At 74.3% G+C, this 1,349-nt stretch carries 1 protein-coding gene; it reads right to left on the bottom strand.

All coding sequences use genetic code 11. From position 1 onward, the window contains the following. On the bottom strand, positions 1-1,349 hold a 1,349-nt coding region (locus ACWCYO_RS40675), incomplete at both ends, for a polyketide synthase dehydratase domain-containing protein (protein WP_449787048.1).

Here is a 1,349-nt window from a genome sequence, read left to right as displayed (position 1 = left end):
GCAGCGGCCGGATCCACCAGCCCGTCCCCCGACAGACCCACCGCACCACGCGTCACGAACACCAACCGCCGCGAAGCCCCATCCGCGGCCAGCACCCCCTGCACCGAGCCCAACACCCCGTGCACCGCAGCCCGCACACCAGCAGAGGTGTCCACCTCCACCAACTCCACCGAGCCGGACCGGGCAGCTTCCTTCGGCAGGTTCACCTGCTTCCACTCGACGCGGAACAGGGCGTCCCGGGCGGCGAGTTGGTCCTTGGCCAGCGGGCGCAGCACCAGGGAGTCGACGTCGGCGACCAGGGCGCCCGTCCCGTCGTGCACCGTCAGCGAGACCGCGTCCGCGCCGGCCGGGGCGATCCTGACCCGCAGGGTCGAGGCACCCGCGGTGCGCAGCGAGACCCCGTTCCAGGAGAAGGGGAGGCGCACCCCGCCGCCGTCGAGGAACGAACCGAGGCCCACGGCGTGCAGGGCGGCGTCGAGCAGCGCCGGGTGCAGACCGAACCGGCCCGCCTCCTGTTCCTGGTCCAGCCGGACCTCCGCGAACACCTCCGCACCACGCCGCCAGGCCGCCCGCAGGCCCTGGAAGGCCGGGCCGTATTCGAGGCCGGCGTCGGCCAGGCCCTGGTAGAAGCCGTCGAGCGGGATGCTCTCGGCCGGAGCCGGCGGCCAGACCTCCCGTACGGCCGGCTCGGGAGCCTCGGCATCCGAAAGGACGCCGGAGGCGTGCCGGACCCAGGGCTGCCCCGGTTCGTCCGCGCCGCGCGCGTACACGGCGAGTGCGCGACGGCCCCGGGCGTCGGCCGGTTCGAGCGCCAGCTGCAGCTGCACCGCACCGGTCGCGGGCAGCACGAGGGGTGCTTCCAGGGTGAGTTCCTCGACCCGGGCGCAACCGGCCTGTTCGCCCGCCTGCAGCGCCAGTTCGACGAAGGCCGTACCGGGCAGCAGCACGACGCCGTTCACGGCGTGGTCGGCCAGCCAGCGGTGCGAACGCAGCGACAGTCGGCCGGTGAGGACGGTGCCCTCCGAGCCCGCGAGGGCGACCGCCGCGCCGAGCAGCGGGTGGCCGACGGCCTCCACACCGGCCGAGGCGACATCGCCCGTGCCGGTGCCGGCCTCCAGCCAGTACCTCTGCCGCTGGAAGGCGTAGGTCGGCAGGTCCACCAGCGCGGCGTCGGGGTACACCAGGCTCCAGTCGATCTCGACGCCGCGGACGAAGGCCTCCGCGAGTGCGGTCGTGAAGCGCTGTGCGCTGCCGTCCTGGCGTCGCAGGGTGCCGAGGGCCGGGGCGTCCAGACCGGGAACGAGGACGGGGTGGGGACTGACCTCGATGAACACATGACCCTGAGCGGC

The sequence above is a fragment of the Kitasatospora sp. NPDC001683 genome (genome assembly GCF_053596495.1).
The sequence above is the reverse complement of the archived record's forward strand: the minus strand, read 5'-3'. Positions and strand labels throughout refer to the sequence as shown.